This is a genomic window from Kibdelosporangium phytohabitans (genome assembly GCF_001302585.1).
GTDB lineage: Bacteria > Actinomycetota > Actinomycetes > Mycobacteriales > Pseudonocardiaceae > Kibdelosporangium > Kibdelosporangium phytohabitans.
On the sequence record NZ_CP012752.1, the window covers coordinates 10,981,671 to 11,007,457 of the forward strand.

25 protein-coding genes are annotated in these 25,787 nt (G+C 68.7%); 13 read left to right on the plus strand and 12 right to left on the minus strand.

Features of this window, described 5'->3' with window-relative positions; all coding sequences use genetic code 11:
• Window positions 1-209 precede the first annotated feature (209 nt).
• The 5 genes from sucD to AOZ06_RS57485 form a co-directional block, all read right to left on the minus strand.
• Window positions 210-1,097: a succinate--CoA ligase subunit alpha gene (gene sucD, locus AOZ06_RS49105; protein ID WP_054295660.1), complete on the minus strand. Its 888-nt coding sequence runs from the start codon at window positions 1,095-1,097 to the stop codon at window positions 210-212.
• 5 nt (window positions 1,098-1,102) lie between these two features.
• Window positions 1,103-2,281 carry an ADP-forming succinate--CoA ligase subunit beta gene (gene sucC, locus AOZ06_RS49110; protein WP_054297480.1) on the minus strand — a complete coding sequence of 393 codons (1,179 nt, stop codon included), beginning with the start codon at window positions 2,279-2,281 and terminating at the stop codon, window positions 1,103-1,105.
• Between the two features lie 93 nt (window positions 2,282-2,374).
• Window positions 2,375-2,725, minus strand: coding sequence for a hypothetical protein (locus AOZ06_RS49115; RefSeq protein WP_054295661.1), 351 nt, complete (start codon window positions 2,723-2,725; stop codon window positions 2,375-2,377).
• Entirely contained in the window at window positions 2,722-4,467 is a 1,746-nt protein-coding gene (locus AOZ06_RS49120) for a hypothetical protein (RefSeq protein WP_054295662.1), read from the minus strand. The genes AOZ06_RS49115 and AOZ06_RS49120 overlap by 4 nt, the downstream gene beginning before the upstream one ends.
• Window positions 4,468-5,987: 1,520 nt before the next feature.
• Window positions 5,988-6,218, minus strand: a complete 231-nt coding sequence (locus AOZ06_RS57485; RefSeq protein WP_157233663.1) for a hypothetical protein — start codon at window positions 6,216-6,218, stop codon at window positions 5,988-5,990.
• 36 nt (window positions 6,219-6,254) lie between these two features.
• Between AOZ06_RS57485 and AOZ06_RS49125 the strand changes: the two genes are divergently transcribed.
• Entirely contained in the window at window positions 6,255-6,935 is a 681-nt protein-coding gene (locus tag AOZ06_RS49125; protein WP_054295663.1) for a M23 family metallopeptidase, read from the plus strand.
• Here the strand turns inward: AOZ06_RS49125 and AOZ06_RS57490 are convergent.
• The 3 genes from AOZ06_RS57490 to pcrA all read right to left on the minus strand — a co-directional run bounded on the left by AOZ06_RS57490 (window position 6,925) and on the right by pcrA (window position 10,419).
• Window positions 6,925-7,179: a hypothetical protein gene (locus AOZ06_RS57490; RefSeq protein ID WP_157233664.1), complete on the minus strand. Its 255-nt coding sequence runs from the start codon at window positions 7,177-7,179 to the stop codon at window positions 6,925-6,927. The two genes, AOZ06_RS49125 and AOZ06_RS57490, sit on opposite strands and share 11 nt — an antisense overlap.
• Window positions 7,180-7,270: 91 nt before the next feature.
• The gene (locus AOZ06_RS53270; RefSeq protein ID WP_083472442.1) at window positions 7,271-7,855 is read right to left on the minus strand and encodes an aspartyl/asparaginyl beta-hydroxylase domain-containing protein; all 585 of its coding nucleotides are present in this window, start codon (window positions 7,853-7,855) and stop codon (window positions 7,271-7,273) included.
• Window positions 7,856-8,085: 230 nt separating this feature from the next.
• Window positions 8,086-10,419, minus strand: a complete 2,334-nt coding sequence (gene pcrA / locus AOZ06_RS49135) for a DNA helicase PcrA (RefSeq protein WP_054295665.1) — start codon at window positions 10,417-10,419, stop codon at window positions 8,086-8,088.
• A 212-nt stretch (window positions 10,420-10,631) separates the two neighbouring features.
• Here pcrA and AOZ06_RS49140 point away from each other — a divergent pair, with 212 nt between their 5' ends.
• From AOZ06_RS49140 to AOZ06_RS49170, 8 genes are all read left to right on the plus strand, one after another.
• Window positions 10,632-11,342 (plus strand): DedA family protein, encoded by a 711-nt coding sequence (locus AOZ06_RS49140; protein WP_083472443.1) that lies wholly within the window; start codon window positions 10,632-10,634, stop codon window positions 11,340-11,342.
• A gap of 157 nt (window positions 11,343-11,499) precedes the next feature.
• The gene (locus tag AOZ06_RS49145; RefSeq protein ID WP_054295667.1) at window positions 11,500-11,772 is read left to right on the plus strand and encodes a chorismate mutase; all 273 of its coding nucleotides are present in this window, start codon (window positions 11,500-11,502) and stop codon (window positions 11,770-11,772) included.
• A gap of 63 nt (window positions 11,773-11,835) precedes the next feature.
• Window positions 11,836-12,141 carry a hypothetical protein gene (locus tag AOZ06_RS49150; RefSeq protein WP_054295668.1) on the plus strand — a complete coding sequence of 102 codons (306 nt, stop codon included), beginning with the start codon at window positions 11,836-11,838 and terminating at the stop codon, window positions 12,139-12,141.
• Between the two features lie 203 nt (window positions 12,142-12,344).
• A complete protein-coding gene (locus AOZ06_RS57495) occupies window positions 12,345-12,497 on the plus strand; it encodes a hypothetical protein (RefSeq protein ID WP_157233665.1) in 153 nt (50 codons plus the stop codon).
• Window positions 12,498-12,534: 37 nt separating this feature from the next.
• A complete protein-coding gene (locus tag AOZ06_RS49155; RefSeq protein ID WP_157233666.1) occupies window positions 12,535-13,428 on the plus strand; it encodes a hypothetical protein in 894 nt (297 codons plus the stop codon).
• A gap of 161 nt (window positions 13,429-13,589) precedes the next feature.
• On the plus strand, window positions 13,590-14,465 hold the full coding sequence (locus AOZ06_RS49160; protein WP_054295670.1) for a hypothetical protein: 876 nt from the start codon (window positions 13,590-13,592) through the stop codon (window positions 14,463-14,465).
• 280 nt (window positions 14,466-14,745) lie between these two features.
• Complete coding sequence (locus tag AOZ06_RS49165) at window positions 14,746-16,062, plus strand: serine/threonine-protein kinase (protein WP_054295671.1); 1,317 nt, start codon at window positions 14,746-14,748, stop codon at window positions 16,060-16,062.
• A gap of 153 nt (window positions 16,063-16,215) precedes the next feature.
• Entirely contained in the window at window positions 16,216-17,799 is a 1,584-nt protein-coding gene (locus AOZ06_RS49170; RefSeq protein ID WP_083472444.1) for a serine/threonine-protein kinase, read from the plus strand.
• Window positions 17,800-17,830: 31 nt separating this feature from the next.
• Here AOZ06_RS49170 and AOZ06_RS49175 read toward each other — a convergent pair whose 3' ends face one another.
• A complete protein-coding gene (locus AOZ06_RS49175; RefSeq protein ID WP_054295673.1) occupies window positions 17,831-18,736 on the minus strand; it encodes a LysR family transcriptional regulator in 906 nt (301 codons plus the stop codon).
• 133 nt (window positions 18,737-18,869) lie between these two features.
• On the opposite strand from AOZ06_RS49175, the gene AOZ06_RS49180 reads away from it, so the two are divergent.
• A complete protein-coding gene (locus AOZ06_RS49180) occupies window positions 18,870-19,802 on the plus strand; it encodes a DMT family transporter (RefSeq protein ID WP_054297481.1) in 933 nt (310 codons plus the stop codon).
• On the opposite strand, the gene AOZ06_RS49185 is transcribed toward AOZ06_RS49180, so the two are convergent.
• A complete protein-coding gene (locus AOZ06_RS49185; protein WP_054295674.1) occupies window positions 19,767-19,979 on the minus strand; it encodes a hypothetical protein in 213 nt (70 codons plus the stop codon). The two genes, AOZ06_RS49180 and AOZ06_RS49185, sit on opposite strands and share 36 nt — an antisense overlap.
• Window positions 19,972-21,246 carry a PspC domain-containing protein gene (locus tag AOZ06_RS49190; RefSeq protein WP_054295675.1) on the minus strand — a complete coding sequence of 425 codons (1,275 nt, stop codon included), beginning with the start codon at window positions 21,244-21,246 and terminating at the stop codon, window positions 19,972-19,974. The genes AOZ06_RS49185 and AOZ06_RS49190 overlap by 8 nt, the downstream gene beginning before the upstream one ends.
• Window positions 21,247-21,357: 111 nt before the next feature.
• On the opposite strand from AOZ06_RS49190, the gene AOZ06_RS49195 reads away from it, so the two are divergent.
• From AOZ06_RS49195 to AOZ06_RS49205, 3 genes are all read left to right on the plus strand, one after another.
• The gene (locus AOZ06_RS49195) at window positions 21,358-22,617 is read left to right on the plus strand and encodes an ATP-binding protein (protein ID WP_054295676.1); all 1,260 of its coding nucleotides are present in this window, start codon (window positions 21,358-21,360) and stop codon (window positions 22,615-22,617) included.
• A complete protein-coding gene (locus tag AOZ06_RS49200; RefSeq protein WP_054295677.1) occupies window positions 22,614-23,303 on the plus strand; it encodes a response regulator in 690 nt (229 codons plus the stop codon). The genes AOZ06_RS49195 and AOZ06_RS49200 overlap by 4 nt, the downstream gene beginning before the upstream one ends.
• Before the next feature lie 108 nt (window positions 23,304-23,411).
• Entirely contained in the window at window positions 23,412-24,158 is a 747-nt protein-coding gene (locus AOZ06_RS49205) for a S1 family peptidase (RefSeq protein ID WP_054295678.1), read from the plus strand.
• Between the two features lie 58 nt (window positions 24,159-24,216).
• Here AOZ06_RS49205 and guaA read toward each other — a convergent pair whose 3' ends face one another.
• A complete protein-coding gene (gene guaA, locus AOZ06_RS49210; protein ID WP_054295679.1) occupies window positions 24,217-25,770 on the minus strand; it encodes a glutamine-hydrolyzing GMP synthase in 1,554 nt (517 codons plus the stop codon).
• Window positions 25,771-25,787 lie beyond the last annotated feature (17 nt).

The following is a 25,787-nucleotide window of genomic DNA, read 5'->3' on the forward strand; positions in this document are numbered from 1 at the left end:
CACCGACAAACGCCCGCAAGACAGTCCCCCACCCAACCCGGGGGGCGACCCCGCTGCCAGTCTATCGGGGGATAGTGCTGGTCAGCGGGGTTACCCGCGAGTTGTGGACAACCGGTTTCGCGGATGATCCCTTTGCTTCGGGCCGGTCCGCTTCGGCTGTCCGGAGCCGGTCGCCGCAGTCGGCGATCAGCTCGACGTGACCCGTCGGGTCACTTGCCTTCGACGATCGCCCTGGCCAGTGCGGCGGTCTCGCTCGGCGTCTTGCCGACCTTCACGCCCGCTGCCTCGAGGGCTTCCTGCTTCGCCGCCGCCGTACCCGCCGAGCCGGACACGATCGCGCCCGCGTGGCCCATGGTCTTGCCCTCCGGGGCGGTGAAGCCCGCGACGTAACCGACAACCGGCTTCGTCACGTTCTCCTTGATGTACGCCGCCGCGCGCTCTTCCGCGTCGCCGCCGATCTCGCCGATCATCACGATCAGCTCGGTCTCCGGGTCGTCCTGGAACGCCGCGAGCGCGTCGATGTGCGTCGTGCCGATCACCGGGTCACCGCCGATGCCCACCGCCGACGAGAAGCCGATGTCACGCAGCTCGTACATCAACTGGTAGGTCAGCGTTCCCGACTTCGACACCAGGCCGATCTTGCCGGGGCCGGTGATGTCCGCCGGGATGATGCCCGCGTTGGACTTCCCCGGCGAGATCACGCCCGGGCAGTTCGGGCCGATGATGCGGGTCTTGTTGCCCTTGGCACCCGCGTGCGCCCAGAAGTAGGCCGAGTCGTGCACCGGGATGCCTTCGGTGATCACGACCGCCAGCCCGATCCCGGCGTCGATCGCCTCGATCACGGCGTCCTTGGCGAACTTCGGCGGCACGAAGATCACCGACACGTCCGCGCCGGTCTTCTCGATCGCCTCGGCCACCGAGCCGAACACCGGTACCAGCGTGCCGTCGATGTCGGCTTCCGTGCCCGCCTTGCGCGGGTTCACGCCGCCGACGATGTTCGTGCCCGACTTGAGCATCCGCTTGGTGTGCTTGGTGCCCTCGGAGCCGGTCATACCCTGGACGATGACCTTGGAGTTCTCGTTGAGGAAGATGGCCATCTGTCTCACGCCCCCGCGGAAGCAAGTGCGGCGGCCTTGTCGGCCGCGTTGTCCATTGTGTCCACCTGCTCGAGGCCGGGCAGTGCGGCCTCGGTGAGGATCCGGCGCCCTTCCTCGGCGTTGTTGCCGTCCAGCCGGACCACGATCGGGCGGGTGACCGCCTCGCCGCGGGACTCGAGCAACTGGAAGGCCTGCACGATGCCGTTGGCGACCGCGTCGCACGCGGTGATGCCGCCGAAGACGTTCACGAACACGCTGCGCACGTCCGGGTCGGACAGGATGATCTCCAGCCCGTTGGCCATCACCTCGGCCGACGCGCCACCGCCGATGTCGAGGAAGTTGGCGGGCTTCACGCCGCCGTGCTTCTCGCCCGCGTAGGCGACGACGTCCAGAGTGGACATGACGAGGCCCGCGCCGTTGCCGATGATGCCGACCTGGCCGTCGAGCTTGACGTAGTTGAGGTCCTTGGCCTTCGCCGCGGCCTCGAGCGGGTCCTCGGCCGCGACGTCGACGAGGTCGGCGTGCGCCGGGTGCCGGAACGCGGCGTTGTCGTCGAGCGTGACCTTGCCGTCCAGCGCGACGATCTTGTCCTGCGGGTCGCGGACCAGCGGGTTCACCTCGACGAGCGTGGCGTCCTCGGAAACGAAGGTCTCCCACAGCTTGACGATGACCTCGGCGACCTGGTCGGCGACGGCCTCGGGGAACTTCGCCTGCGCCGCGATGTCCTTGGCCTTGGCCAGGTCGACGCCCTCGATCGGGTCGATCAGGACCTTGGCGAGCGCCTCGGGCTTGGTGGCGGCGACCTCTTCGATGTCCATCCCGCCCTCGACGGACGCCATCGCGAGGAACTTGCGGTTGGCGCGGTCGAGCAGGAACGAGAAGTAGTACTCCTCGGCGATGTCGGACGCCGGCGTCACCAGCACGCGGCGGACCACGTGGCCCTTGATGTCCAGTCCGAGGATGGCCTCGGCCTTGGTCTTGGTGTCCTCCGGGTCGTCGGCCAGCTTCACGCCACCGGCCTTGCCGCGACCACCGGTCTTCACCTGCGCCTTGACGACGACCGTCTGACCCAGTTCGGCCGCGATCGCTTTGGCGTCTTCAGGGTTGTCAGCCACGGAGCCCGGCAGTACCGGCACTCCGTGGGCGGCGAAGATGTCCTTCGCCTGGTACTCGTACAGGTCCACTGAGAGCTCCTGCTCCACCATATGCACTGCGTTGGACGAAAAGACCCTAGCGACCGGCGCGGCGGGCCGGGCCGTCGGTACTGGTGAGGTCGGTCACCGCTCGTGATCGGACGTCAACGCGCTTGCCCAGCTCACGACGCCCTCAGCGTTGCCGTGGCGGAAAACTGCCTTGACTCCGGCGGCCCGCAGGGCGTGTTCGTCGCCGTCCGCAGTGGCGAACACCACGGTCCGCCCGGCCAGTTCGGCACCGATCAAGCGATGTTCGCCGGTCCGGACGACGAGGCCGACCGCGCGCACGTCCTCCTGTTCGGCCGCGCTCGCGATCTCGTCGACGGTGCCCGCTTCGGCGTACACGACCTCGACCCCGCCGTCACGCAGAGCGCGCGCGAGGACCTGGGTCTCGACGTCGTCGGGTTCGAGTTCGACGAGCAGCAGCCGGATCATCTGCGCCGCGCGGGTTCCGGCCGTACCGCCAACGCCACGAACGCGCTGATCACCAAGGCCGCGATGGTCGCCAGCGAAAGCCACGTCCCGGCAGCCGCCGCTGATCCCTCTGCACGCCCGCCAGTCATCGGCACCTCGAGCGCGTGCACAGCGACCAGGCCGGCGGAGCCGAACAACAAGGCCGCGGCGCGTGGCGGACGGCTGGTCGACGCGATCGCCGCAGCCATGACCACCGCGATCAGGGCGATGACGAGACCCCACGACGCGGTGCGGAAATTCGACCAGATGCCCGGCGCCACGTACTGCTCGGCACGCATCGCGGGCAGCCCGAACGCGCCGATGGCGAACAACGCCGCCGCCGCGAGCGGAGCCATCAGGATCATGTTCGACGAGCGGTCGGACAGGTCGACATCGTCACGTTCGATCGCGCCCGCGGCACCTGCGCAGATGGCCGCGACCAGGGCAAGCAGGACCGCGACCAGCGTCCACCACGTCGCCGCGCCCGCGCGGATCGCACCGCTCGTGGACGTGGCGGTCATGACGGCGTCCAGCGCCACGAACGCGGCGAGCGGGATGCCGACCCACGCGACGCTCAACATCGGCCGGAAGATCCGGGCGACCGGTTTGATCACCAGGAGGATGCCGAGTACGAGGACGAGGATGCCCGCGGGCAGCAGGAGCCCGTTGGCGAACGAGCCCGGTCGCACTCCGGAAAGGATGATCAGCTCGTCGGTCTGGTTGATCGGGACGTCGGTCGGGATCTCCACGACGAACAGGTCCGTGGCCTGGCCGAGAATCGCGGCGACACCGGCGAGGATCGCGAACACACCGGCGATCAGGTGCATCCGGCCGCCGCTCTGCTCGATCGGTACACCTTCGCCGCGCTTCAAGGCCAGCCCGCTCGGCCACACGGCGGTGGCGACGAGGCCCAGCGCGCCGACGGTCGCCATGTAGGAGCGCCAGTCCGCGTGCAACCAGTCCACTGTGATCCCGGCGATCTGCGCGGGAAGCAAGAACGTGAGAACCGCGATGGCGACGCCGACAAGGACACCCCGGCCCATCTTCGACGTACGGGAAGTGCCAGCGACGACACAGCCGAGCAACGCGGCCAGCGCGATCAGCAGCCCGCCCGCGATGACCAGCCCTGGCCCGTTGGCGAGGTCGACGTCGAGCAGAAAAGCGTTGTCCGAACGGAACGGTGGCATCAGCAGGCCGATGGCGGCCAGACCGCCGAACGCCAATCCCCATCCAAGCAATCGCTTGCGCGACTCAGGTTCCGACTCCTCGAACTCCGCGGCAACAGCGGTGCCAGGCCGCGCACCGGCACGGACGATGACCATGGCACCAGCGGCCAGAGTCAGCACATGCCCGGCGACAAGCAGCCACGTGCCCGTACCCGCAACCAACGGAACAAGATCAGTCGGCACAACCAGTTCAGGCCTCGACGCCACCAACGCATCTGAAGCCAGCTGAAGGTCGATCAACGCCCTCCCCGGCGCAAGGAAGGCGGCGCCGACGAGAACACCCGCCGCGCCAACAGGCCTCCTGGCAACCAGCAACCCGACCGCGACAAGGACGGGAAGGACAGCGAGGACGACGAGAAGCGGTCTGCTGTCGTAGGCAGCCGGAGGCGCGCTCCGCAGCACTCCGACGAACGGGCCGATCGCCAACGACACCGCGCCGACAACAGCCACGGCGATCGCCAGTTTCAACAGCGCAGGTACCTCAAGCCGCTCCGGCACGAGATCTCCACCCTCACCAGCGGTCGGGCCGGTCGGATGCCGGGTTTCCGACGATCGGATCCGCGAATTCATCGCCCCGAACCTAGCAAGGCGATCACACCCCACCTCGGCCAGCACAGCCGCGACGACAAACACACCAGGTCACGAGGTCGGAACCGGATATGCGCCACCCGAGTGATCAACAAAGCCGTGAACCCGCCCACACCAGGCCCGCGACACCAGAACCGGACACCCAGCGCCGCCCCACTCCCACGAAACGGACACCGCACGAGTCGTCGGCCGGTGCGCCGAGATTCGAAGCCCCCGCTGGCGGGTACGCCTTGAAAAGCCGGGGTAGTTAGAGCGGGGACAGGGCTTAGCGGCACTACGCATGTGACAACGGCACGACGAGGTCGCGAGACGAGACGGGGTGGCGAGCCAGAGACCAGGTCACACGCGACCTGGTCGCGATGCGGAGCCAGGACAGCTCGGCAGAACGTCGGGGACGTAGCCAGCGGCAGCACGCACCCGACAAGGCCGCTCCGAGATCGCAAGGCGGGGCTGCGAGCCAAGACCAGGTCACAGTAAGGCCAGGTCGTGGCCGACACGGTCCGCTGCGACGACACTGGGGCTTGCGCAGAACCAACCCCACTCGGCCGCGTGCGAACGCGGAACCAACCCAGTTGGCCGCCCGCGACCGCACAACCAGCCAAGTCGACTGCGCGCGAACACCGAACCAGCCCAGCCCGAGCCAGTGAGCACGCAAGCGCAAAGTCAAGCCGTGGCCTAGGTGCACACCAGCACAGAACACGCCCACCACCAGCGTGCGCGCAAGCACGGAAGAGGCTTCGGGGCGGCTCCTGCCCCAAAAACAACCCAAGATCCGAGCACAAGACAGGAACACCGAACACAGCCTCCTGCCCAGAGGTCAGCCCCCGGCGAGGGACCTGCTCGATTCGTGCAAAACCGCGAGTCAAGAAACCTCGCCCACCACAAGCGGCACGGACACGGCAGAGAGTGACCACGCTGACAGAGACACCAGCGGAGCAGGGACGCCGGAGGCGACTGTGAGCGAACAACCGCCCAGCGGGCGCAGCGACCTGACTGCCCGGTGAAGTGACGGATGAGAAGAGACAACCTCCAGCCGGTTTGGCGCGTCTTATTGGGCAAGAGGCAAAGTTTGGCCGCTGACCTGGGGATATGTCAGCGGAGCCGCTGGACGGGGCAGCGGCTATGCGGGGATTGCCGGCGACACGGGATGAGGGTCGCCGGTGGGTTGCATTGAGCGCATAACGCCGGTCGTGGGTCGGGCAACGGAGTCGCGGCTGCGGTGAACGGTCGTGAGCGTCCTCACGGCGTTGAGAACCGCCCGGTTGGCGTAACGCAGATCACATTCTGCCGTGTTATGCCGCCTTAACTTTGGGTAATAGTTACTGATCAGTGACTTGCCCGGGCTCCCTGATCGGCAGTAGGTGCCTCCGGGAAGTTGCCCTCTGCCGTCTCCCACGGTTACTGTCCCCCGGTCCGTTGTCACGGTCCGGTCACGGCAGGACTTGAGTGGTTCCCCCGAAATCACTCGCCCGGGATCCCCCGCCCGGTTGTCCACGCCAACGCTCGTCCCCGCGAGCGAAGGTGCCGCCCCGGATCTCCCCGAGGCAGAAGGGCAGGCTTTGTCTCGTCACCGCTCCCCCGGCGGGCAGCAGCAGTCTGCGGTTGTAGTAGAGGCGCTTGAGCGCACCTCGAGCGATGACCGCGCCGAGCGTGGCGCGCACCGGCTTCCGGCGCCGCCACCCGCGTTGCGAGGCCGTGTGGTCGTCGCGGCTGTCGCCCTTGGCGCTTTCGCTGCCGCCGCAGCTGGTCAGACGCTCAAGTCAGGCGCATCCCCCAACGGCGACATCACTCCGCTGTCGAACTCCGAAGGTGCCTCCGCGGCATTCGGCGTCGGTGGCGACACGAGCGCCGCCGCTCCCGAGGTCCTCACCGTCGCGCAGGTCAGCGACGCCGGTGTCGAGGCCCGCAAGCTCACCCAGAGCGCCCAGCTGATCGCCAACCGCACCGCGAAGCTCCAGCAGGACGCAGCCGAGCAGGCCGAGCGCGAGCGGGTCAAGTACGTCCGCCCCGCGGACGGCGTCTACACCTCCGGCTTCGGCGCCCGGTGGGGCACGACCCACTTCGGCGTGGACATCGCGGGCAAGTTCGGCTCGCCGATCCGCGCGGTCACCGACGGAGTCGTCATCGAGGCGGGTTCCGCCAGCGGCTTCGGCCTCTGGGTGCGCATCCAGCACGCCGACGGCACCGTCAGCGTCTACGGCCACATGGACTCGATCACGACCCGCGAAGGCGCCAAGGTCAAGGCGGGCGACCAGATCGCACGGATGGGCAACCGCGGCCAGTCCACCGGTACCCACCTGCACTTCGAGATCTGGGACTCGTCCGGTCGCAAGATGAACCCGGGCCCGTGGCTTTCCCAGCGGGGCATCAAGCTCTGACGAACCAGACCCCGGCGACTCGCCACACCGCGCACATGGCGGGCGAGCCCCGAGGCGACTGACAGCCGGAGCATCGTCGTTTCCGGCCCGCGGGCGCGTGCTGGCCGAGCAGTGAACGCCAGGCTCCGGAGAGCCTGCGCAGCTCATGGCCGACTTGGCTGGGCTGCGCCGTTGCCAGGCGGTCAACGCCGTCCAGATAACCGGCCACGCGCTCAGCCAGCGCGCGGAACAAGATGTCGTCCATGTGGACACCCCTTGCTTGATGCGGTTCCCGATCATTCCGGTAGTCAAGCAGAGGGGTCTGACAGTTTTCGAACTTGTGGTCGAGTGCCTGGTCAGGCCGTGGGTTCGGCCGGCTGCTCGCGGGCCTGCGCGGCGCGCTCCAGCACCTTGCGGCCGTAGACGTAGCGGGCCGCGAGCGCAACGCCCTTGTTCACGACCGACAACGGCAACGGCATCGGCCGCAGCACATCGACAATCAGGACAATCCGCTCACCCGTGCTGTCGTTGACCACTTCGTGGTTCCAGCTGTCGTCGAACAACACGCTCTCGTTTTCCTGCCACGTGTGCCATTCGTCCTTCACCCGAATGCTCGGCGGCGCCTCGTCCGGCACTTTCAGTCCGAGGTAGTACCGCAGATATGCGCGTACGGCCCCTCGCGCTCCGGAATCGATTTCCCGGGGTTCGAGAATGGAGAAGAACACCTGGGAAGACGTTCGGGATCGAGGCCAGCAGCGCGGTCGTCCTCGGGCATTTCGACGCTCCGGCTCCGCCCTCTCATCCATCGCCCAGAGGTTGAAGACCTTCCATTCCTTGGGCGTGGCGTTGGAGATAGTCGCCTGGTCAGGGTCCAGGTCGTGGTACGCGGGCAACGTCGAACAGTCGGCGAGAACACCTTCGAGCTGGTCGGATATCCGCATAGGAATTGTCAAAGGCTGCGCAACGCCGGATATGTCTCGTCGATGTCGAGGAGCACCGGGCGTTGATCACCGCCAACCGTCTGCTTGAACTACTTGCTGACAGCTTCTTGAATGGGCTTGGTATTCACGAGTCTCCCCAGAGAGTGTCCGTCCAGTAATGCCGATACCGCACCCGTAGAACGGTGACACGCATCGGGGAAACACCCGTAGGCGTCCCTGAACGTGAACCCTTAGAGCTTCACCAGGGGCACGCTGCCGATCAGCATCAGCCGGATCGTGCCGGCGCTGCCGAAATCGATCGTCGCGGTCGCGCGGGGCCCCGCGCCGTCGGTCGCGACGACCGTGCCGAGCCCGTACTTGTCGTGGTTGACGCGGTCGCCCGTCTCGAGCTTGAGCGCCGGTGTGTCCTGCCAGCCCTTGAAGGACGTGGAACGCATGCCCTGCGCGGCGATCCGGGCCTGTGCCGAGTCCGAACCGGACCGGCTCCACGTCGTCATCGCGGACGGACCGGACGAACGCCTCGACGACTCGATCCTGCGCCACTCGATCAGCTCGGCCGGGATCTCGCCGAGGAACCGGGAGGCCGGGTTGGTCGACGGCTGCCCCCACGCGGACCTCATCACCGCGCGCGACAGGTACAGCCGTTCGCGCGCGCGCGTGATCCCCACGTACGCCAAGCGCCGTTCCTCGGCCAGTTCGACGGGGTCGGACAACGCCCGCATGTGCGGGAAGATCCCGTCCTCCCAGCCGGTGCTGAACACGACCGGGTATTCGAGGCCCTTGGCTGTGTGCAACGTCATCAACGTGACCACGCCGTCGGACTCGGCGTCCGGCACCTGGTCCGCGTCGGCGACCAGCGACACGCGCTCGAGGAACGCTTCGAGCGTGCCCAGTTGCGGCGCGGTCTCCTCGTCCTCGATCGCGGGCGGCACCTCGGCGAACTCACGCGCCACGGTGATCAGTTCGCGCAGGTTGTCCAGCCGGGTCGCGTCCTGCGGGTCTTCGCTCTCCTCGAGCTCGGCCTGGTAGCCGGTCCGGTCGATGATCGCTTCGAGCAGCTCGGCCACGCCGCCGTCGACCAGCTCGCGCAGGGAGTCCAGCAGCTCGACGAAGCCCGCGATGCACTTCTCCGAACGCGGGTTGAGCAGCGGGACCGTGCCTCCGGCGGCCTTGCGCAGCGCCGCGTTGAACGAGATCCGCTCCTGCTCGGCGTGCGCCGCGACCACGGCTTCCGCCCGGTCGCCGATGCCGCGCTTGGGCACGTTGAGGATCCGGCGCAGCGACACGGTGTCCTCGGGGTTGGCCAGCACCCGCAGGTACGCCAGGGCGTCGCGGACTTCCTTGCGCTCGTAGAAGCGGACACCGCCGACGACCTTGTACGGCAGCCCGAGCCTGATGAAGATCTCTTCGAAGACACGGGACTGGTTGTTGGTCCGGTAGAACACCGCGACGTCGCCGTTGCGGGCGTCGCCGCGGTCGATCAGCTTGTCGATCTCACCGGCCACGAAGGCGGCCTCGTCGTGCTCGTTGTCGCCGACGTAGCCGACGATCTTCTCGCCTTCGCCCGAGTCGGTCCACAGCCGCTTGTCGATCCGGCCGGGGTTGCGGGAGATGACGGCGTTCGCCGCGGACAGGATCGTCTGCGTCGAGCGGTAGTTCTGCTCGAGCTTGATCGTGGTCGCGTCCGGGTAGTCGCGCTCGAACTCCTCGATGTTGCGGATCGTCGCGCCGCGGAAGGCGTAGATGGACTGGTCCGCGTCGCCGACCACGCACAGCTCACCCGGCGGGATGTCGCCCGCGCCGACCCCGACCAGCTCACGGACCAGCATGTACTGGGCGTGGTTGGTGTCCTGGTACTCGTCGACCATGACGTGCCGGAAGCGGCGGCGGTAGTACTCGGCCACGTCGGGGAAGGCCTGCAGCAGCTCGACCGACTTCATGATCAGGTCGTCGAAGTCGAACGCGTTGGCCTGCTGGAGCCGCTGCTGGTAGACGCCGTAGACCTCGGCCGTGCGGCGTTCGAAGTCGTTGCCCGCGCGGCCCGCGGCGGCCTCGTGGTCGATCAGCTCGTTCTTCAGGTTCGAGATCTGCACGGCCAGCGACCGCGCCGAGTAGCGCTTCGGGTCGAGGTCGAGATCCCTGGCCACGAGCGTGATCAGGCGCCGGGTGTCGTCGGAGTCGTACACCGAGAAGTTCGACGACATGCCGATGGTCTTGGCCTCGCGGCGCATGATCCGCACGCACATCGAGTGGAACGTGGAGACCCACATCGCCTTGGCGCGCCCGCCGACCAGGTCGGCCACGCGCTCCTTCATCTCGGCGGCGGCCTTGTTGGTGAAGGTGATCGCCATGATCTCGCCGGGATGCGCGTTCCGCGCCGCCAGCAGGTAGGCGATTCTCCTCGTCAGGACACGGGTCTTGCCCGAGCCCGCGCCTGCGACGACGAGCAGCGGCGTACCGCTGTGCTCGACAGCCTGGCGCTGCCGGTCGTTGAGGCCCTCAAGCAGGGCGGCGACGGCCGGGTTGACAGGTGTGGTGCCGGGAAGCTCGAACAGCGCGCTCATCGCGAACAAAGGTACTCGGTTGGTCCGACAAAGTTCGGGCGCCCTCGCACGTGTGTTCACCAGCACGGGTCAAGCTGGTTCGCCGGGAATAGAACCAGCCGTCCGGCGGCTGGTCTGGACGACGGGCGGCTTCACCTGGAGTTCGGGGTCCGTTTCCGGGGTTTTCCGGGGCAGATCCCTGATCCATTCGCCTGCCGCGGACGACAGTCTTCATGAGGAGTCAGCGCAGGCAGTCACGGACGGGGGCGGGGAACGTGTTCGAAGACCTGATGCCGGACCTCACGGCGCTGTCACCGGTCGCGGTGCTGGTGACGGTCTTCGTGCTGTCGTTTCTCGAGACGACCGTGGTGATCGGCGTCGTGTTGCCGGGGGAAGTGCTCGTCGGCGCGTGCATCGGGGTGTTGCACGTCGCGTGGTCGCCGCTCGCGGGGGCGGTGGCGGCCGTGGGGTGCCTGGCGGGCCAGGTGGGTGGTTACGCGCTTGGCCGCTGGTCGGGGCCGGCGATCAAGCACGGGTGGATCGGCCGCAAGGCGGGCCCGAAGCGGTGGGCCCAGGCCGAGCACCTGGTCGGCCAGTCAGGCGGCTGGCTGCTGGTGACGGCGCGGTTCGTTTCCGTGGCGCACACGCTGGCACCGGTGCTCGCCGGGGCCCTGCGGATGCCGTTGCGCAAGTTCGTCGCGTTCGGCGCCTTTTCCGCGGTCGTGTGGGCGGCGCTGTGGACCGCGGTCGGGGCCGCGCTGTCCGGGGCGAGCCAGGTCATCGACCCTGGTGTGTTGTCGTTCGCGCTGGTCGGTGGCGGTGTCGTGGTCGGCGGACTGATCATGACCAAGTTGTTCCGCAAGTTCGACGAGGCCGCCGAGCAACGGTCCGAAGAGGAGCCGACCCCTCCGCTCGACGCGCGGACGCCGGTTGTGTCAAGATGACTGCGTGCGGACAGAGCGCTTTTACTTTTTCTACGGGAACCGGACTCCGGCTCCCGTGGTTCTCTGACGCCAACCAGACACCACGAAGCCCCCGGAGTCCTCGGACCCGGGGGTTTCGCGCTCCCGGGCCAGGCCTCCCAAACCGACGGGAAAGCCGATGACCCCCACGACCGGGAACGGGACCGCCGCGGACGACATCGACGCGCTGCGCAAGGAGATCGACTGGCTCGACGCGGAGATCCTGCGCCTGGTCAAGCGCCGCGTCGAGGTGTCACAGACGATCGGGGCGGCGAGAATGGCCGCAGGCGGCCCGAAGATCGTCTACAACCGCGAGATGGACGTGCTCGCCCGCTACCGCGAACTCGGCCCGGAGGGCCGCCAGCTCGCGATGGCGCTGCTCAACCTCGGCCGGGGCAGGCTCGGCCGGTAAAGGCGACGAATATCAGGGCGATCACCCATCCGTGCGCGCCCGGAGAAAGGGCACACTGGAGTCATGCTGGACCTGATCGCCGTGATCGTCGTCATCGTGGCCCTGGTGGCCACCCTCGCCCACGTCGGGTACTTGGCGCTGCTGAACTCTGCGGCGACCAAGCGCGCGGGCGGTGGGCCCATCGCGCAGTACGTCCGTTCCCGGTGGCCGATCGCCGGTGTGACGACAGCCGGAGCGCTGCTCGGGTTGTTGCTCACCGGTGGCAGCGGCTTCGTCGACGTCCTCGCGATCCTGATCGGTGGCGGCTCCGGTGCCGTCGCGGTCAAGTCGCTGGAGTCGACGCAGAAGAAGTACAAGACCGACTCCTGACCCGAACCGGGCCGCCCCGGCCCGGCGCCGCCTCGCCCGGAGCGACAGCCGACAGCTGAGCAGCGTCGGCTGCGCGGGCGTGCAGAGCGGTGCCACGCGGCGCGAACGGACGCTGTCAAGCGAGTTCACCCCTTCGTGTGGCCACCGCATTTGGGGTCCTACCAGCGTTTTCGCGCGCGGGATGACGGCTTACCCTGGCTCAGGTGAGCACCGGATCCGCGTTGGTCGTCGCCATCTCCGACGACGTCGACTTCGGTGCTGCAGGCAAGGCAGCGCCGCCGGCCGGCGTCCGCGCGACCCGCGGGGCGAGGTTCGGCACCGTGCTCACGTGGTCGTCATGTCGTGATCATGAGTAATCGCGTCATGACAGGCAGTGAGAAGGGTCACACCATCATGACCAGCGGGGAGCCACAACCGGCCGACGGACGACACCGGCATCACAAGGGCAGCTGGACGCCTCAGGTCGCACACGCGCACCCACCGGCGCACGCCCGCCCGGACCTGGTGCCGCCGCCGACCGTGGCCGAGACGACCGTTCCCGGCCTGCGCAAGTTCGATCTCGGCGGGATCCCGGCCTCGGTCACCCCGCCGCGGAGCTGGCGCAGGGCAGCCTTCTTCGCCGTCAGCGCGTCGCTCGCTGTCGTGTTCGGCCTCGCGTTCGCCGCAGCCGCCCTGGTCGGCAAGCCGAAGAACACCGACACCATCGACGCCCTTCCCGCCCTGCCGAGCGCACCCGCTTTGTTCGACGTCACGCCGGAGACCTCGGCGCAGCCGCCGCAGAAGCCGACGACCACACGCGTTTCGGAGCGATCGACGGCAGCCCCGGTGCCCACCCAGTCGCACCGCGGCACGACCGGTGGCGGTGGTGGTTCGAGCACCCTCAGCACCTCCGTGCAGGCGAGCGCGATGCCGCCGTCGTCCTTCTCGTCGTTGCTGGCCGGCCCGCCGGTCAGGGAGACCACACCGAAGCGGGCCTTCGCCAGCAACGACCCGAAGCAGATCGGCGACCGCACCGAAGCCTTCTACAAGCAGGTCACCGAAGACCCGGCAGCGGCGTACCAGATGACCACCGGCGAGATGCGCGGCCAGGGCGAGCAGGCGTTCCGGCAGCGGTACGCGGACATCGAGTCGGTCCAGGTGCGCCGGATCGGCATCGACCCGAACCAGGGAACGACCGTCAGTGAGGTGAAGGTCACCAAGAAGGATGGATCCACGTTCACCGAGCGCAGACGCCTGAAATTCACCTCCGGCCGTGATCCCAGAATCAGTTCCGAAGTTACCCATTAAGTCGCGGGCCGAACGGGCCGATACCGACAGTGCCAGCGGTGACCGCTGGCCCAGTCGAGGTACAGACAGTGCCATGAACAACCCCGAACGGGTGACTCGGACGTGGCCCTCCGTGATCTCGACACCCGGGTAGCAGTGACACACACGCAAGGAAGTAACCAGTGGAGCGTCCGACGTCTGGTCGCCGGCACATCCGAGCCGGGTCGGTCACCGTTGCGGAGCTGATCAAGAACCGGCCGACCCCGGTTCACGCCGAGTCCCACGACGACGAGGCCGTCACCGAGCAGATGCCCGCCGGCATCGCGACGGAACCGATGCCGCCGATCTCGTCTGCCGACGACGCCGAGCAGGTCCAGCCACCGGCCCCGAACACGCACCGCCGCAGGCCCGCCCGCTCCGGGCAGCTGGCCAAACTGGCCGGTCTCGGCGTGGCGACCGTCGTGCTGTGCGGCTCCATCGCCGCCGCGTCGATCATCAACACGCGCAGGCAGGCGAGCACGGACGCGGCCGAGCGCCCCGTCGCCGAGATGACCGACGAGCAGGCGCTGCTGCCCAACATGTTCACCCTGACCGCGGGCAACACGCCGCGGATCACCACCGAACTGCCCGCGCCGAACAAGGGCAGCGCGTCCGCGACCGTGGACAACCCGGCAGGCAGCCGACGCCCGGCGGACGCCAAGAAGCTCTCCGGCAGCGCCAGCGCCCCGCCCACGCAGACAGCCAACGCCGCGCCGACCGACACCGAGCTGGTCCGCGAGTACTACAAGCTGCTGGCCAAGCACCCGCAGCAGGCGGTCTCGTTGCTCGACGGCCTGCTCCGGCAGACCGACCTGTCCCGCTTCGTGGACTCGTGGTCGCAGACGCGCGACATCCGCGTGATCGATGTGCAGTCGCGTGGTGACGGAGCGTTGCTGGCGGTCGTCGAGATGATCCTGCCCGACGGCGCGACCGCCCGCGTGCAACAGCTGCTCAGGGTCACTGACGGGCAGCCGAAGCGCATCACAGGTGCCGAGATCGTCTCCGCTCAGCGCAGCTGACGTCCGGATGAGTTACGCCCGTTTGAGCCGCGTCCGTACCTCGCGTCACCAATGCGCCCCCCGATCGGGCTAAGCTGGGCACGCCCGAGGAATGGGCCCGTGTGTGGCATTGGTCTCATTCTCCGCGCCGGGTGTTCCGACACGCCGGTGTCGTTCGTATCCAGGTAACGGTCTTGTGGCCGTGCGCGAAGAGTGAGCGCATAGCCTGGAGGCGGGTTTCGGGGTCGACCGCCAGGGAGAAAAGGATCGCCGGCGAGCAGTTCGCGGGCAAGGAGGTGTCGTGAGCGACGAAGGCCGACTGGTAGCCGGTCGCTACCGGCTCGTGCATCGCATCGGCACTGGCGCCATGGGCGTCGTCTGGCAGGCCAGGGACGAGCGGCTCAACAGAGTCGTCGCCGTCAAACAGGTCCTGTTGCAGACCGGCCTGTCCCAGGACGAGATCAACGAGCAACTCGAACGCGTCCAGCGTGAGGGCCGGATCGCCGCGAAACTGCACCACCCGAACGCCGTGACGGTCTTCGACGTCGTCGACGAGGACGACGCGCCGTGGCTGGTCATGGAGTACGTCCCGAGCGTGAGCCTGGCCGCCGCGCTCAAGGAGCGCGGCACGCTGCCGCCGCACGAGGTCGCCGCGATCGGCGCGCAGATCGCCGCCGCGCTGGCCGCCGCGCACGCGGCGGGAATCGTGCACCGGGACATCAAGCCGGGAAACATCCTGCTCGCCGACAACGGCACGGTGAAGATCACGGACTTCGGCATCTCGCGGGCCAGCGACGACGTCACCGTGACCAAGACCGGCCTGATCGCGGGCACGCCCGCGTACCTGGCGCCCGAGGTGGCGTACGGCAAGGACCCGACACCGCCGACGGACGTCTTCTCACTCGGCTCGACGCTGTACGCGGCTGTCGAAGGCGAGCCGCCGTTCGGGCTGAGCGAGAACACGCTCGGCCTGCTGCACGCCGTCGCCGCGGGCCGGATCAACCCGCCGCAGCAGGCAGGCCCGTTGACCCCGGTCCTGATCGCGCTGCTGGCCACGGAGGCCGAGGACCGGCCGACCGCGGCGCACGCACGGGACATGCTGGCGTCAGTCGCCCGTGGCGACAACCCGGACGTGCCGGAGACGCGGACCATGTTCGCGGGCCCGTCGACCGATTCGCGGACCCGTGCGGTCGCCGCGCCGTCGGTCCGTTCCCGCACGGGCGTCCGGCCCGCGACCGCCCCGCCGCCTCCGCCGCGCAAGCAGTCCAAGCGACCGCTGGTGGTGGCGGCTGTGATGGCCGCACTCGTCTTAGGGCTGGGCGGCTGGTTGATCGCCGCCAACGGCAAGGAGCCGAACACCGGGCCGTCGACGTCGCCCGTGAACAGCTCGCAGACCACGACGACGTCGGTGCCGGCGTACACCTACACCGTGTCGGAGACCGAGACGTCCTCCGCGCCGCCGTCCAAGCAGCCCCCGAAGTCGACGAAGCCGACCACGTCGAGCACCACGACGACGACAACGACGACGACAACCACCACCACGACGACAACGAGCAAGCCCCCGACAACCTCGTCGTCGAAGCCGCCGACCGGGTCCGGCGAACCGACCGTTCCGTAAATCGAAAGCAACCTCCGCGTGCGCCCAAACGACACATAAGTAGAGTCCTTGGTCGCAGACATCCAGCCGTACGGGAGTTAGGCGTTGCCCTCCGACGAAGACCGCCTGGTGGCGGGTCGATACCGACTGGGTCAGCGCATCGGCAGCGGCGCCATGGGCGTTGTTTGGCAGGCGCACGACGAGCGGTTGCACCGCACGGTCGCGGTCAAACAGCTGTTGACGCAACCCGGTCTCAGTGCCGCTCAGGCAGAGGAAGGCCGCCTGCGCTCGATGCGCGAGGGCCGGATCGCGGCCCGGTTGCAGCACCCGAACGCGATCACGGTCTACGACGTGGTCGAGGACGACGGCCAGCCGTGGCTGGTGATGGAGTACTTGCCGTCCCGCAGCCTCGCGGCCGAGCTGGACGACAGGATCACGCTGCCGCCGCAGGAAGCGGCCAGGATCGGCACGGAGGTGGCAGGCGGTCTGGTGGCCGCGCACGCCGCCGGGATCGTGCACCGCGACATCAAGCCGGCCAACGTGCTGCTCGGCAACGACGGCTCGGTGAAGATCACCGACTTCGGCATCTCCCGCGCGGTCGGCGACGTGACCGTCACCGCGACCGGCATGCTCGCCGGGACGCCCGCGTATCTCGCTCCCGAGGTTGCCAAGGGCATGGAGCCGACGCCCGCGTCGGACGTGTTCTCACTGGGCTCGACGCTGTACATCGCCGTAGAGGGGCACTCGCCGTTCGGGTTGAGCGAGAACACGCTCGCGCTGCTGCACGCGGTCGCCGCCGGGAAGATCACACCCCCGCGGCAGGCGGGTCCGTTGACCGCGTTGCTGATGCGTCTGCTGCGCACCGAGCCGGAGGAGCGGCCGACCATGGCCGCCGCGAAGGAGGCGCTCAGCGCCGTCGCCGCGGGCCGGCCGATCCCGCCGGGTCTGATCAGCGGCTCGTACGACGGCCCGACGGTGGCGCAGCGGATCCAGCCGGCTCCGATACCGCCGCCCAACCACCCGGCGACGCGGATCGACGCCAACCCGCTGGCTGAGCCGCGCCGCACGCCGCCGGGCGGGTTCCCCATGGGTGGGCCGCCGCCCAACACGCCGCCACGCGGCTCGCAGCCGCCGATGGAGCAGCCGCAGCCAAGACCCAGCGCGTCTCAGCCAAAACAGGGCCGAGACGTCCGCAAGATCGTCCTGACCGTCCTGGCGATCGTCGGCGCGGCAGCCGTCGGCGTTCTCGTCGCGAGCTTCTTCACCTCGAGCAAGCCGACGAACGCGCAGGAACAGACAACACTGCCCGCGCCACCACCGGCCACGGTGACGCAGACGGCGTCGGAAGCGCCGAAGAAGGCGACCACCTCGACGCCGCCGCCGAACACCTCCTCGTCGGCAGTGACGCCGTCAAGCCCGGCTGACGACGAGGACGACGCCGAGAAGCTGGAAGACGCGAGCAACTTCATCAGCGGCTACTACGACATGCTGCCGGAGAACCCGGAGGGCGCGTGGGCCAGGCTCACCCCGAAGGCGCAGCAGCAGTCCGGCGGCAAGGACAGCTTCCTCACCTTCTACGGCCGCATGTCGGACGTCCGGATCACCGACGTCTCCGACGACAGCAAGGGCAACGTCCGCGGCACCGTGCGCTTCAAGTTCAAGGACGGCGGGGAAAGCCGTGAGCCGTACCGGTTCACGGTGATCGCCCAGAACGGCAAGCTGATGATCGACGACTTCGCCAAGGGCGGCTCGGCCTGAGCCGTGCCGGCCCGGCACCAGTTCCCTTGGCTCACTTGGTTATTCGAGCCGTCACTTCGGTGAGGGCCGTCAGGAACGCTTGCACCGCCGGGTCTTGCGCGCTCGAGTCGCGGATCGCCGCGTAGATCTCACGCACCGGTTCCGGCCTGCGGACGCGCTTCGCGACCACGCCGAGGTGGGTGGCGTCCAGGCCCAGCCTCGGGATCAGCGCCACGCCCAGTCCGGCCGCGACGAAGCCCTGCGAGGTCGTGTAGTCCTCCGACTCCACTGCCACGTTCGGGGTGAATCCCGCTGCCGCGCAGGCGTTCATCATCAGGTCCGCGCACGGCCCCGGGACGAATTCCGTGCTGATCCACGGTTCTTCCGCCAGGTCGGCGAGGTCCACGTAGCGCTTCGACGCCAGCCGGTGGCCCTTGGGCAGCACCGCTCTGAGCGGGTCGTGCATCAGGTGGATCAGCCGCACTCCCTTCCTCGGTGGGTTCATCCGGGGGAAGACCACGATCGCCACGTCCGCCCTGCCTTCCTCCACTTCCGGCAGCGGGTCCTCCGGGTCGATCAGCTTCAGGTCGATCTGCACTCCCGGGTGGTCCCTGCGCAGCTGGGCCATCGCGGGCGGGACCAGGGCCACGCCCGCCGTGGAGAAGTAGCGGATCGACAGCTGTCCTGTCTTTCCTTCTCTCAGGTCGCGCAGCGCGCTTTCGGCGTCGGTCAGGTTCTTGCTGATGATCGCCGCGTGCTCGGTCAGCAGACGGCCCGCCGGCGTCGCGCGGACTCCTCTGCCGACGCGTTCCAGCAGCGCCACTCCGGCTTCTTTCTCCAGCACCGCCAGCTGTTGGCTGATCGCGGACGGCGTGTAGCCGAGATTCCCGGCGGCCGATGTGACGGATCCGCTGGTCACGACGGCTCTGAGGACCTGCATGCGGCGTACGTCGAGCATGCTCGGATCGTACAGCTCCGCTTAACGGTCGATGCACTATTTTTCAATTGTTCTGGCTAGTTGGCCCCGGCATCGTTGAGGCGTACTTCAACGATGGGAGACCGCGGTGGGCAGCAGGGGCACACTGATCAGGATGGGCGTTCTCGCCCTGCTGTGGGGATCCAGCTTCCTGTGGATCAAGTTCGCGCTGCAGTCGCTGTCGCCGGGGCAGATCGCGATCGGGCGGATCCTGCTCGGCGCCGCCGTTCTCGTCGTGCTCTGCTACTCCGGCAGGCAACGGCTGCCCAAGGACGGGAAAACCTGGGCCCACCTGGCGTTCGCCGCGTTCTTCGGCAACGCCCTGCCGTTCTTCCTCTTCGGTTTCGGTGAGCAGACAGTCGACTCCGGCGTCGCCGGTGTGCTCAACGCCACAACACCGTTGTGGGCGTTGCTGATCGGCGTTCTCATCGGCCAGGAGCGCAAGCTCTTCTCGCTGCGGATGCTCGGCATGGTCGTCGGTTTCGCCGGAACTCTGCTGATCTTCGCGCCGTGGCAGTCGGGCGGGCTGGCCAGCTGGGGCGCCCTCGCCATCCTCGGTGCCGCGGCGAGCTACGCCGTCAGCTACACGTACATCGGGCTCAAGCTGTCCGGGAAGGGCACGGCCCCGATCGCGTTGTCCGCCGCGCAGCTCGTCACCGCGGCCGGGCTGAGCACCCTGCTGCTGCCGATCGACGGGTTCGAGCCGATCACGTGGCACCCGATCGGGGTGATCGCCATCGTCGTCCTCGGGGTCTTCGGCACCGGGTTCGCGTTCGCGTTGAACTACCGGCTGATCGCCGACGAAGGCGCGGTCGCCGCGACCGCCGTCGGCTACCTGCTCCCCGTTGTCTCGGTGCTGCTCGGCGCCGCTGTGCTCGGTGAGCCGGTGACGGTCCGAGTGGTCGTCGGCATGGTCGTGGTCCTCCTGGGGGTGGGCATGACCCGCTGGCAGCCGAAAGCCGCCACGCCGGAACTCGTCGTCCCGGCCGTGGCGGCGCCCCCGCCTCCTATGTCACCGGTTGTGGCGACGGAGCGAACTGCCGAGTAGCAGCAGGCCGACGAGGACGGCGCCGCTGGCGAGCAACCACCTCGGGTCGAACGACGGGAGCCAGGTCTGGCCGTCGGTGAGCACGTAGGCCGACATCACCAGTGCCGCGAGCCCAGCGAACAGGGTCAGCAGGTCCGGCCGCTTGCGCTCGGTCGTCTTGTCCGTGTCGTCAGCCACGGCGCACCTCCACGTTCCCGGTGTTCACCTTGGCGTCCAGGTAGATCTTGAGTCCGCCGGGCCCGTCCGGGCCGTCGTCGACCGTGCGGATCTTCGCGTTGGCCGCGCTGCGTTCGCCACCGAGGCAGTTCACGGCGCCGAAGCGTGCCTCACAGGCGACCTCCACGTCCGCGTTCGGCGGCACGATCACCTCGACGTTGCCGAGTCCGACGTTGATCGAGGTGCGGACGGTCCCGGTGGTGGGCAGCGAGGTCAGGTCCAGATCGACTGTTCCGCCGTCCACCCGGTAGCTCGGCGCGACCGCACTGATCGTCGTCGGCTGCGAGGTGATGCTGCCCCAGTCCTCGGACGTGCCACCCCACGGGCCGTCGGAAACGCGGGCGGAGGTGAACACGAACCCGGCCAGCGCCAGCGGAACCGCGAGGCCGATCAGGCCCCGGCCACCACCCATCAGCGAACCGCCGACCATGCCGAGACCGACGATCGCCAGCATGATGCCGACGATGTGCCCCGGCGTCAGCCATGCGGCGGACGGGGCGACGAGCGCGCACGCACCACCGACGGCCAGCGCGGCGCCCAGCGTGATCCCACCGATCGTCGAACGCTTGCGGCGAGGCGCGGGCGGCTGCGGCTCAGGTTTGGCCGGTGCCGGGTCCGGCAGGTCCCACGCGAACGGCGCGGCACCGAGCGGGTCCCACGCGGGTGGGCTGGTCCGCTGCTCGGGCTCCGGCGGCACGGGGACCGCGGTCGTCTGGGCGTTCATGTCCACTCCCAGTGACATCGTCTGCTGCGCAGTGGCGGTGGACGGCGGCGGAGTCCGCGGCGCGAGCGACGCACGGCTGCGGTGCAGCAGGAACATCGCCGTCACCAGCAAGGCGAGGCCGACGATTCCCTCCCCGCCGCTGCCGTTGAACGTCCAGAGCGCGACACCGAACAGCACCGCGCACAGAAACAGCGTGAAGAACCAGCCCGTGCTGCTGCGGCCACGGCCGACCAGGGCGGGCAGCGCCGCTTCCTCGTCGTGCTCGTCGGGGAAGAACAGCCAGCCGAAGATGTACACCATCAGCCCGGCTCCGCCGATGATGGCCGCGACGACGAGCAGGACCCGGACCAGGATCGGATCGATCTGGTACCGGTTGGCGATACCCGCCGCGACACCCGCGATCTTCCGGCCGCGCCTCGGCCGCCTCGGCCGGGTGCTCCAGAAATCCCTCAGCGTGTCCTCCGCCCCGGCCAGCGGATGGTTCTGCTGCTGCGCTCCACTCACAGTGACAAGGATGAGCCGACTGGACCGCCGCGCACATCAGGGACCGCCCCTGAGCTTGTCCCCGGGTCGTTCCCTGATGACCCGTTCGCACGCGCGTGTGACCATTCTCGTGTGGGTTTGCAGCTCAAGCGGGACACGAATGCCCTGACGGCGGGGCCGGAGTTCAACCGGATGTACCGGCGGCGTTCCGGGCGCACCATCGCGGGCATCGCCGGTGGCGTCGCCGACCACCTCAACGTCGACGTGCTCTGGGTGCGGCTGGCGTTCGCCGCGCTCGCGGCCGCCGGTGGTGTCGGTGTGCTCGTGTACGGCCTGCTGTGGGCGTTCGTGCCGCAGCAGGACGCGGACGGGGAGACCGCGCCGATCTCGACCAAGGAGCGCCAGCAGGCCATCGGCCTGATCGCGCTGGGTGTCGGGGTCGCGCTGGCCGGTGGGACGCTCACCGGCGCGTTCAACGGCTGGGCCGGTGCCGCGCTGGCGTTGGCCGTGATCGGTGCGGCGATCGTCTGGCGGGAGGCCGACGAACGCCGCAAGGGTGAGCGCGGCGCGTTCGTGCGCACGTTGTCCGGCATCGCGCTGGTCGTGTCCGGTGTCGCGGCGTTCCTGCTGCAGGCTGTCGGGGCCTACGACCAACCTCAGTTCGTCATCGCGGCTGTTGTGGCGGTGTTGCTGGGTGTCGCGGCTGTCACCGTTCCGTGGTGGCTGCGGCTGGTGCGTGACCTCGGCGACGAGCGCCGCAAGCGGATCCGGACCGAAGAACGCGCCGAGATCGCCGCCCACCTGCACGACTCCGTGCTGCAAACGCTTGCGCTGATCCAGAAGCAGGCCGAGACACCCCGTGAGGTGCTGCGGCTGGCCCGCGGCCAGGAACGGCAGCTGCGGACCTGGCTGTACGGACCCACCGGGTACAGCCGCGGTGAGGCGGCCTCGTCCCCCGACAGCGGCCCCACGACGTTGTCGGAAGCGCTCGAGGTGGCGTGCGGCGAGGTCGAGGACACGTTCGCGATCAAGGTCCAGCAGGTCGTCGTCGGCGACTGCGAACTGGACGACAAGCTGACCTCGTTGGTCCAGGCGACCAGGGAGGCGACGGTCAACGCGGCCAAGCACGCCGGCGTCGCGGAGGTCAGCGTGTACGCCGAGGTCGAGCCGGATCGGGTGAACATCTTCGTGCGCGACCGGGGCAAGGGCTTCGACGAGGGAGCAGTTCCGGCCGACCGGCATGGCCTCGCCGACTCCATCAAGGGCAGGATGGACCGCAACGGGGGTTCGGTACGGATCCGGACCGCCATCGGCGAAGGCACCGAAGTGCACCTCGAGATGCAGAGGAGCACCGCCTCGTCGCGGAATGCCGGAAGAGAGGCAAAGGCGTGAGCGAGACCACACCGGAATCGGCACAGGGCACCACCCGCAAGGTCCGGGTTTTCCTGGTGGACGACCACGCGTTGTTCCGCGCGGGGGTGCGCACCGAACTGGATTCCATCACCGACGAGGTCGAGGTGGTCGGCGAGGCCGGCACGGTCGGCGAGGCGGTCGCCGGGATCGCCGCGAAGCTGCCCGACGTGGTGCTGCTGGACGTGCACATGCCCGACGGCGGCGGTGCCGAGGTGCTGCGCCAGGTCCGCCCGACGCACCCGGCCGTGGTGTTCCTCGCGCTGTCCGTGTCCGACCAGGCCGAAGACGTGATCACGGTGATCAGGGCGGGTGCGCGCGGGTACGTCACCAAGACGATCTCCAGCCAGGAGCTGGTCCGGGCGGTCTGCCGGGTCGCCGAGGGCGACGCGGTGTTCTCACCGCGGCTGGCCGGGTTCGTGCTGGACGCGTTCGCCGACCGGCCGGGTTCGGCGCCGATCAGCGATCCCGAGCTGGACCTGCTCACCCCGCGTGAGCGTGACGTGCTGCGGCTGCTGGCCCGTGGATACGCCTACAAGGAGATCGCGTCCGAGCTGTTCATTTCGGTCAAGACAGTGGAGACCCACGTTTCCAGCGTGTTGCGCAAGACCCAGTTGTCGAACCGCTATGAGCTCTCGCGGTGGGCATCGGACCGGCGTCTCGTTTGAGGAAGATGCGATCTTTTTCCTACTTATGACGGTTACGGTGTAGTAACAGAATTTCCTACGGTTCTCCGTGACCCGGATCACTCCGAGGCCACAAATAAGGAGAACTCCATGAAGGCACGGTCCCTGCTTGCCGGCCTGTTCACCGCGGGAGTCGCGTTCGCCGGTCTGGTCAGCCCAGCCGCGGCCGCTCCCGCACCGACAGACGTCGAACCGATGATCGTCGGTGGCGGCAACGCCACCGAGGTCTACTCGTTCATGGCATCCCTGCAGTCAACCTCCGGCGGCCACTCCTGCGGTGGCTCGCTGATCAAGGCGAACTGGGTGGTCACCGCCAAGCACTGCGGGCAGCCCGCCCAGGTGCGCGTCGGCACCACCAACCGCACCAGCGGCGGCACGGTCGCACGTGTCTCCCGCCGGATCGCGCACCCGAGCGAGGACCTCGCGGTGCTGCAGCTCGCCACCTCGGTGTCGCAGGCGCCCATCGCCATCGCCGCCGACTCCGGCCCGGCCGGTACCGCCACCAGGATCATCGGCTGGGGTCAGACCTGTGCGCCGCGCGGCTGTGGCGGTGCGCCGATCACCCTGCAGCAGCTCGACACGTCGATCGTCGCCGACAACCGGTGCACCGGCATCCGCGGCGCGACTGAGATCTGCACGAACAACCCGGGCGGACGCGCGGGTGCCTGCTACGGCGACTCCGGTGGCCCGCAGATCAAGAAGGTCGGCGGCGTGTGGCAGCTGATCGGCGCCACCAGCCGCGCGGGCAACAACAGCTCGACCTGTGCGACCGGTCCGTCGATCTACGTCGACACCGTCGCGACGGCAGCCTGGATCCGCCAGAACACCGGCGGCTGACACGACGACCCGCGGGTGGTCATCCTGAACCCGTGACCACCCGCGGATCTCGTTGTCGTCATTCCCATTCGATGGTGCCCGGTGGTTTGCTCGTGACGTCGAGGACGACACGGTTGACCTCGGGCACCTCGTTGGTTATCCGCGTGGAGACACGCTCGAGCACGTCGTAGGGCACGCGGGTCCAGTCCGCCGTCATCGCGTCCTCGCTGGACACCGGGCGCAGCACGACCGGGTGCCCGTAGGTGCGGCCGTCTCCTTGCACGCCAACGCTTCGCACGTCGGCGAGCAGCACGACCGGGCACTGCCAGATGTCGCGGTCGAGACCGGCCGCGGTGAGCTCCTCACGGGCGATCGAGTCCGCGGCGCGCAGGATCTCCAGGTTGTGCGCGTTGACCTCGCCGATGATCCGGATCGCCAGTCCCGGCCCTGGGAAGGGCTGCCGGTGCACGATCGTCTCCGGCAGGCCGAGTTCGATCCCGACCTTGCGGACCTCGTCCTTGAACAGCCAGCGCAGCGGTTCGACGAGCCTGAACTGCAGGTCGTCCGGCAGTCCGCCGACGTTGTGGTGGCTCTTGATGTTCGCCGTGCCGGACCCGCCGCCGGACTCGACGACGTCCGGGTACAGCGTGCCCTGCACGAGGAAGTCGACGCCTTCCTCGGTCTTCAGGTCACGCGCGGCCTGTTCGAAGACGCGGATGAACTCCCGGCCGATGATCTTGCGTTTCTGCTCGGGGTCGGTCACGCCAGCCAGTGCGTCGAGGAACCGTTCACGAGCGTCCACTGTGACCAGATTGACCCCGGTCGCCGCGACGAAGTCGCGCTCGACCTGGGTGCGCTCACCGGCACGCAGCAGACCGTGGTCGACGAAGACACACGTCAGCCGGTCGCCGATGGCGCGCTGGACGAGCGCGGCCGCGACGGCGGAGTCCACCCCGCCGGACAGGCCGCAGATCGCGCGGCCGTCGCCGACCGACGCCCTGATCGCGGCGACCTGGTCCTCCACAATGGACGCGACGGTCCACTGTGGCTTGACGCCCGCGATCTCGTGCAGGAAGCGGCGCAGCACCTCCTGGCCGTGCGGCGAGTGGCCGACCTCGGGGTGGTACTGCACACCGGCGAAGCGGCGCTCGACGCTCTCGAAGCCGGCGACGGCGGCGCCGTCGCTGGACGCGGTGACCGTGAAACCCTCGGGGGCCTTGGTGACGCTGTCGTTGTGGCTCATCCACACCGGGTGCTTGCCGGGCAGGTCCTCGTGCAGCACACCACCGGACACGGACAGCTCGGTGCGGCCGAACTCGCGGATCCCGGTGGCCTCGACCGTGCCGCCGAGGCCGCGGGCCATCGCCTGGTAGCCGTAGCAGATGCCGAACACCGGCACCCCGGCTTCGAACAGGGCGGGGTCGACGCTCGGCGCGCCTTCCACGAAGACACTGGCAGGTCCGCCCGAAAGGATGATCGCGGCCGGGTCGCGGGCGATCAGGTCCTTGACGGACTCGGTGTGCGGGACGACTTCGGAGTACACCTGCGCCTCGCGCACGCGGCGCGCGATCAGCTGGGCGTACTGGGCGCCGAAGTCGATGACGAGCACGGGCCGGGCGCTGGCGTCGGACACTTGCTTGACCCCTTTCG

What these genes read in the sequence shown, in the direction of transcription:
- AOZ06_RS49115 (WP_054295661.1), bottom strand. Translation starts at nt 2,725, where the DNA reads ATGATCCGGCTGCTGCTCGTCGAACTCGAACCCGACGACGTCGAGACC.
- AOZ06_RS49175 (WP_054295673.1), bottom strand. Translation starts at nt 18,736, where the DNA reads ATGCTCGACGTACGCCGCATGCAGGTCCTCAGAGCCGTCGTGACCAGC.
- AOZ06_RS49155 (WP_157233666.1), top strand. Translation starts at nt 12,535, where the DNA reads ATGACCAGCGGGGAGCCACAACCGGCCGACGGACGACACCGGCATCAC.
- pcrA (WP_054295665.1), bottom strand. Translation starts at nt 10,419, where the DNA reads ATGAGCGCGCTGTTCGAGCTTCCCGGCACCACACCTGTCAACCCGGCC.
- AOZ06_RS49170 (WP_083472444.1), top strand. Translation starts at nt 16,216, where the DNA reads ATGGGCGTTGTTTGGCAGGCGCACGACGAGCGGTTGCACCGCACGGTC.
- AOZ06_RS53270 (WP_083472442.1), bottom strand. Translation starts at nt 7,855, where the DNA reads ATGCGGATATCCGACCAGCTCGAAGGTGTTCTCGCCGACTGTTCGACG.
- AOZ06_RS49150 (WP_054295668.1), top strand. Translation starts at nt 11,836, where the DNA reads ATGCTGGACCTGATCGCCGTGATCGTCGTCATCGTGGCCCTGGTGGCC.
- AOZ06_RS57490 (WP_157233664.1), bottom strand. Translation starts at nt 7,179, where the DNA reads ATGGACGACATCTTGTTCCGCGCGCTGGCTGAGCGCGTGGCCGGTTAT.
- AOZ06_RS49140 (WP_083472443.1), top strand. Translation starts at nt 10,632, where the DNA reads ATGAGGAGTCAGCGCAGGCAGTCACGGACGGGGGCGGGGAACGTGTTC.
- AOZ06_RS49205 (WP_054295678.1), top strand. Translation starts at nt 23,412, where the DNA reads ATGAAGGCACGGTCCCTGCTTGCCGGCCTGTTCACCGCGGGAGTCGCG.
- sucD (WP_054295660.1), bottom strand. Translation starts at nt 1,097, where the DNA reads ATGGCCATCTTCCTCAACGAGAACTCCAAGGTCATCGTCCAGGGTATG.
- AOZ06_RS49180 (WP_054297481.1), top strand. Translation starts at nt 18,870, where the DNA reads ATGGGCGTTCTCGCCCTGCTGTGGGGATCCAGCTTCCTGTGGATCAAG.
- AOZ06_RS49145 (WP_054295667.1), top strand. Translation starts at nt 11,500, where the DNA reads ATGACCCCCACGACCGGGAACGGGACCGCCGCGGACGACATCGACGCG.